General features: G+C 53.2%; 7 protein-coding genes. 5 read left to right on the top strand and 2 right to left on the bottom strand.

Translation table 11 applies throughout. The features are described 5' to 3' along the window. Positions 1 to 67: 67 nt before the first annotated feature. The 3 genes from AC2FC2_RS26685 (at position 68) to AC2FC2_RS26675 (ending at position 2309) form a co-directional block, all read left to right on the top strand. On the top strand, positions 68 to 553 hold the full coding sequence (locus AC2FC2_RS26685; RefSeq protein WP_137502582.1) for an MbeB family mobilization protein: 486 nt from the start codon (positions 68 to 70) through the stop codon (positions 551 to 553). Between the two features lie 3 nt (positions 554 to 556). Continuing rightward, positions 557 to 772 (top strand): MbeD family mobilization/exclusion protein, encoded by a 216-nt coding sequence (locus AC2FC2_RS26680; RefSeq protein ID WP_079967714.1) that lies wholly within the window; start codon positions 557 to 559, stop codon positions 770 to 772. Positions 773 to 1190: 418 nt separating this feature from the next. Beyond that, positions 1191 to 2309, top strand: a complete 1119-nt coding sequence (locus AC2FC2_RS26675) for a DNA-methyltransferase (protein ID WP_077952212.1) — start codon at positions 1191 to 1193, stop codon at positions 2307 to 2309. Here AC2FC2_RS26675 and AC2FC2_RS26670 read toward each other — a convergent pair. Both AC2FC2_RS26670 and AC2FC2_RS26665 read right to left on the bottom strand, forming a co-directional pair. Then, positions 2306 to 2911, bottom strand: coding sequence for a hypothetical protein (locus tag AC2FC2_RS26670; RefSeq protein WP_069475750.1), 606 nt, complete (start codon positions 2909 to 2911; stop codon positions 2306 to 2308). The two genes, AC2FC2_RS26675 and AC2FC2_RS26670, sit on opposite strands and share 4 nt — an antisense overlap. A gap of 266 nt (positions 2912 to 3177) precedes the next feature. After that, positions 3178 to 3291: a hypothetical protein gene (locus AC2FC2_RS26665; protein ID WP_059570819.1), complete on the bottom strand. Its 114-nt coding sequence runs from the start codon at positions 3289 to 3291 to the stop codon at positions 3178 to 3180. A gap of 642 nt (positions 3292 to 3933) precedes the next feature. On the opposite strand from AC2FC2_RS26665, the gene AC2FC2_RS26660 reads away from it, so the two are divergent. Further along, on the top strand, positions 3934 to 4257 hold the full coding sequence (locus AC2FC2_RS26660) for a MobC family plasmid mobilization relaxosome protein (RefSeq protein ID WP_170989424.1): 324 nt from the start codon (positions 3934 to 3936) through the stop codon (positions 4255 to 4257). Beyond that, a partial coding sequence (gene mbeA / locus AC2FC2_RS26655; RefSeq protein WP_171991921.1) for a plasmid mobilization relaxase MbeA occupies positions 4247 to 4944 on the top strand: 698 nt, incomplete at its 3' end. The genes AC2FC2_RS26660 and mbeA, both read left to right, overlap by 11 nt.

The raw sequence follows: 4944 nt of genomic DNA, 5'->3' as shown, positions 1-4944 counted from the left end.
ACAAAAAGCAGCATCAGCATTGCCGACCCGGACGGGGGGCGAAACATCCGACTGAAGGGAGCCATCTATGAACAGTCTTTTAACGCTGGCGAAGGACTTAGAGCAGAAATCGAAAGCGCAGCAGCAGAGTACCGGCGAGATGCTGAAAGCCGCATTCAGCGAGCACGAGAAGTCTGTCAGAGCGGAACTGAGCGAAAGCGAGAAGAGAATCAGCGCCGCCATCCTCGAGCACGACCGGAAGCTGTCCTCAGCCATGAGCCAGCGCACGAAAGGGATGCTGCGCATGGTCAGCCAGACGTGGCTGACCATCGTCCTGGTGTCCGCGCTGCTGATCGCTTCGAGCGCGGCCATTCTGTGGTGGCAGAGTCAGCAGATACTCGACAATTACACGACCATCCGGGAGCAGAAGAGCACGCAGGCTATGCTGTCCGATCGGAACAGCGGCGTGCAGCTCTCGACCTGCGGCGATCAGAGACGCCGCTGCGTGAGGGTGAACCCGGAAGCGGGACGGTTCGGAGAGGATTCGAGCTGGATGATACTGGCGGGGAAATAGCACATGACGGAGCTGGAAAAACAGTTGCTGAGCGCATTAGAGCAGCTACAGCAGGACTACTCGAAAAGGCTGGACGAGTGGGAGAACGCCTTCGCGGAATGGCGGACGATGTCTGGTCTTATGCAACGGGAGAACGCGGCGCTGAGCGAGCGCGTCACGGTCTTGAGCAGGCAGGTGCAGAGTTTGAGCGATCAGCTGCGCCGGTTGTCGCAAGGCTGAACGGAATCGAGGCGCACCGGGAGCAGCAGCGGGCGGCGCAGCACCAGAAAGCGCTGGAGCTGGAACGATCGCAGCGCCAGCGGACGTATGACGGTCCGTCGCTGTAACAAACCGGATAAAACGGGGGGGGCGGCGCAGATCCCCGCCGAAAGCCGGTGCCATTCACCCGGTTGCATGGCTATGCAGTCGGGTGAAATTTATCTGACGCGGAATGCGCGATTTAGTGGGGAGTTTACTGCCGGTTTTACCGGGCTGACGCCGCTTTCGCGCCGAACCCGCCCTGAGGCGGTGCCGGAAAGCACTGTTATGGTAAATGCGGAGTTAATGCATGCTCTTTTGACGTCACTTTTAAACTAAATTGACGTCCTGACGTCTAGTTAGTATTATTATTTTATACAAAAATACTGGATTTATAAACATGTCTTTGGCTCCTGGTGTTGTTCGTGACTCGATAATTGAATGTTTTTTAAGGCTTGGAAGAGAAGCTTCTATTGAGGAGATAACCAACGCTGTTTATTTGAAAATTGGAGAAATTTCAAAATCTTCTGTACGTTCATATCTGAGTTTAAATACCCCTGGTCTGTTCGAACGAGTAGATCGCGGTGTCTATCGCTTAAATGGTGATGCTGGTATTACTCCCTCCTTAGATTTGACGTCTTCACCTAAGGCTGTTGGGAAATCGACGATTTTTTTTGATGATGCAATTGAATGGTTAAAAAGGCAAAAAGATAATTCAATTCATGCAGTTGTAACCGATCCTCCTTACGGATTAGTCGAGTATACAAAACAGCAGACTGAGAAACTAAGGGCAGGGAAAGGTGGTATTTGGAGAAAGCCGCCTTCCTTTGATGGACATAAGCGTGCGCCATTACCTCGCTTTACGGTTTTGCGGGAAGAAGATCTTAGAAATATATCATTATTTTTCAAAGAACTATCCTCGCAAGTCGAAAGGGTGGTTGTTCCTGGCGGGAATATAGTTATCGCATCCAACCCTCTTCTATCGCATATAGTCGCGGACTCTATGTCTACGTCTGGCTTAGAGCTACGAGGTTACATCGCGCGTCAGGTTATGACCATGAGAGGAGGGGATAGGCCCAAAAACGCCCATGATGAATTTGGAGATGTTTCTGTCATGCCACGTTCTCAATGGGAACCATGGATAGTGCTGAGAAAGCCTCTAGATGGAAGGGTTCAGGATAATCTACGAAAGTGGAAAACAGGTGGATTCAGGAGAATTTCAGCTGACAGGCCATTTGGCGATGTCATTAAATCTCATCCGACGCCAGCACATGAAAAAAAGATAGCGCCACATCCGTCATTAAAGCCGCAAAATTTCATGAGGCAATTAGTGAGGGCAGTGCTTCCTTTAGGAGAGGGGATTATTCTCGATCCATTTATGGGGGGCGGCTCCACATTAGCAGCTGCAAACCATATAGGTTATGAGAGCATTGGAGTTGAAATAGACCGGGAGTTCTTTGATTTGGCGGAGAAAGCTATCCCCGCGCTATCAGCCCTTCCAAGCAAGGAAAATAACTAAACTAAATCCTTGTAAACCCAGCTTTCTCTGAGCTTCTTCAACCCTTCTTTGTGAAGGGTTGCTGTTCTGGTTCCTAATGCACCACGATCATTACGACGGAAGTCATTTTCATCAACGTGGCAAAGATATACCTCGGTAAATTTCATCGACTTTCTGTCTGAGGCCGGTTCAGTCTCATTATCTACATTGTAGACAAATACGCACATCCATTGAGATCTTGCCCCATGAGTATCGACGGCACCCCCATTTTTCCTGGTGGTTTTTATTTCAATGCCGTCTTCCCCTGAGGAGATACTGTCATTCGGATACTTGCCTCTAACAACTAGGTCTGGATGTCCATTGAAATGCTTGTTTTCAACAAGTGATCTTGAAAATTTAGCGAGGGAAGCTGTGATCATATCTGAAATGAGGCCAGACATAGCTGCTGGTCTCATCATGTCATCAAGCCTATGCAATCCTTTGTTTGATAGTAAATTGTTCACATCATGGAAGAAGTCATAAATATCTTCCATTGCGTGCTCAAAATCACTAATCCTTAGCGAATACGGCAGATCGAGCTCTGGGTTAAACCCCTGTCGATTAACTACTGACCTGTCTTGCATCTTAGTTCCTTGAATAAGATATAAAAGTTCGAAAGCTCTTTGTCATATCTTACCAAGAAGATCCTTGACGATCATTGTCGTTTGGGCGTAGCCTCTTGAAACGAAAAAACCGCCTGGGGAGGCGGTTTAATCGAAGGTTAAGTCAGTTGGGGAACTGCTTAACCAGGTAACTGGCTTGGTGGAGCGCAGATACCAAATACTGTCCTTCCAGTGTAGCCGCAGTCAGGTCACCACTTCAAGAACTCTCAATATCTAAATCCACCTTTTCAGTTACCAGTGGCTGCTGCCAGTGGCGCTTTTGCATGTCTTTCCGGGTTGGACTCAAGACGATAGTTACCGGATAAGGCGCAGCGGTCGGACTGAACGGGGGGTTCGTGCATACAGTCCAGCTTGGAGCGAACTGCCTACCCGGAACTGAGTGTCAGGCGTGGAATGAGATAAACGCGGCCATAACAGCGGAATGACACCGGTAAACCGAAAGGCAGGAACAGGAGAGCGCACGAGGGAGCTACCAGGGGGAAACGCCTGGGATCTTTATAGTCCTGTCGGGTTTCGCCGCCACTGATTTGAGCGTCAGATTTTGTGATGCTTGTCAGGGGGGCGGAGCCTATGGAAAAACGGCAACGCCGCATCCTTTCCCCGGCTTTTCTTTACTTGAGCGCCATCTCTTTATTTCGTCATTCGTGAGCATGTAACGCCCGCCGCAGTCTCACGGCAGGAGCGTAGCGACCGAGTGAGCGAGGAGGCGTCATTTCATCGACACCTGCATTTCGCACTTACGCCCCGCAGCCGCATTTTTTCCCCTGCCACATGAAGCACTTCCCTGAGTCACCACTCCGAACTAACATATTAAGCCAGTATACACTCCGCTAGCGCTACGTGACTGGTTCAGGGCTGCGCCCCGAAACCCGCTAAAACCACTGACGCGCCTGCGGCTTGTCCAACACCGCGCCGAACGGGAAAAGATTTCCCGCCCGTCCCGGCGTTATCAGGAGGCCGGATTGGCAGACAAACGCAGCAAAATGCTCACCATGTGGGTGACCGAAGATGAGCACCGCCGTCTGCTGGAGCGCTGCGACGGTAAACAGCTCGCGGCCTGGATGCGGCAGACGTGCCTGGACGAGAAGCCCGCCCGAACCGGCAAACTTCCCTCGCTCTCGCCGGCGCTGCTTCGTCAGCTTGCCGGCATGGGGAACAACCTTAACCAGATTGCCCGGCAGGTTAACGGCGGTGGCGGCAGCGGGCACGACCGCGTGCAGGTTGTCGCCGCGCTGATGGCCATCGATGCCGGACTCGAGCGGCTGCGGCACGCCGTGCTGGAAAAGGGGGCAGACGATGATCGTTAAGTTTCACCCCCGGGGGCGCGGCGGTGGCGCCGGGCCTGTGGATTACCTGCTGGGCAAAGACCGCCAGCGCGAAGGTGCCAGCGTTCTGCAGGGGAAGCCGGAGGAAGTCCGGGAGCTTATCGACGCCTCGCCCTACGCCAAAAAATACACATCCGGCGTCCTGTCTTTTGCCGAACAGGACTTACCGCCCGGCCAGCGTGAAAAGCTGATGGCGAGCTTCGAGCGGGTTCTGATGCCCGGACTCGATAAAGACCAGTACAGCGTGCTGTGGGTTGAGCACCGGGACAAAGGGAGGCTGGAGCTGAACTTCCTGATCCCGAACACGGAGCTGCTGACCGGCAGGCGTCTCCAGCCGTATTACGACCGCGCCGACCGACCGCGCATCGATGCCTGGCAGACCATTGTGAACGGCAGGCTGGGGCTGCACGATCCAAACGCGCCGGAAAACCGGCGGGCGCTGGTCACGCCGTCCGCGCTGCCGGAAACGAAGCAGGAAGCCGCCCAGGCGATTACGCGGGGTTTACTGGCCTTAGCCTCGTCCGGGGAGCTGAAAACCCGTCAGGACGTCACTGAGGCGCTGGAAAGCGCTGGTTTTGAGGTGGTGCGCACTACAAAAAGCAGCATCAGCATTGCCGACCCGGACGGGGGGCGAAACATCCGACTGAAGGGAGCCATCTATGAACAGTC

The organism is Serratia sp. CoH_122_TC_1, from assembly GCF_058191755.1.
The sequence above is the reverse complement of the archived record's forward strand: the minus strand, read 5'-3'. Positions and strand labels throughout refer to the sequence as shown.

Excerpts from the sequence above, each read along its gene's own strand:
- AC2FC2_RS26685 (WP_137502582.1), top strand. The coding sequence starts at position 68 with ATGAACAGTCTTTTAACGCTGGCGAAGGACTTAGAGCAGAAATCGAAA.
- AC2FC2_RS26680 (WP_079967714.1), top strand. The coding sequence starts at position 557 with ATGACGGAGCTGGAAAAACAGTTGCTGAGCGCATTAGAGCAGCTACAG.
- AC2FC2_RS26675 (WP_077952212.1), top strand. The coding sequence starts at position 1,191 with ATGTCTTTGGCTCCTGGTGTTGTTCGTGACTCGATAATTGAATGTTTT.
- AC2FC2_RS26670 (WP_069475750.1), bottom strand. The coding sequence starts at position 2,911 with ATGCAAGACAGGTCAGTAGTTAATCGACAGGGGTTTAACCCAGAGCTC.
- AC2FC2_RS26665 (WP_059570819.1), bottom strand. The coding sequence starts at position 3,291 with ATGCACGAACCCCCCGTTCAGTCCGACCGCTGCGCCTTATCCGGTAAC.
- AC2FC2_RS26660 (WP_170989424.1), top strand. The coding sequence starts at position 3,934 with ATGCTCACCATGTGGGTGACCGAAGATGAGCACCGCCGTCTGCTGGAG.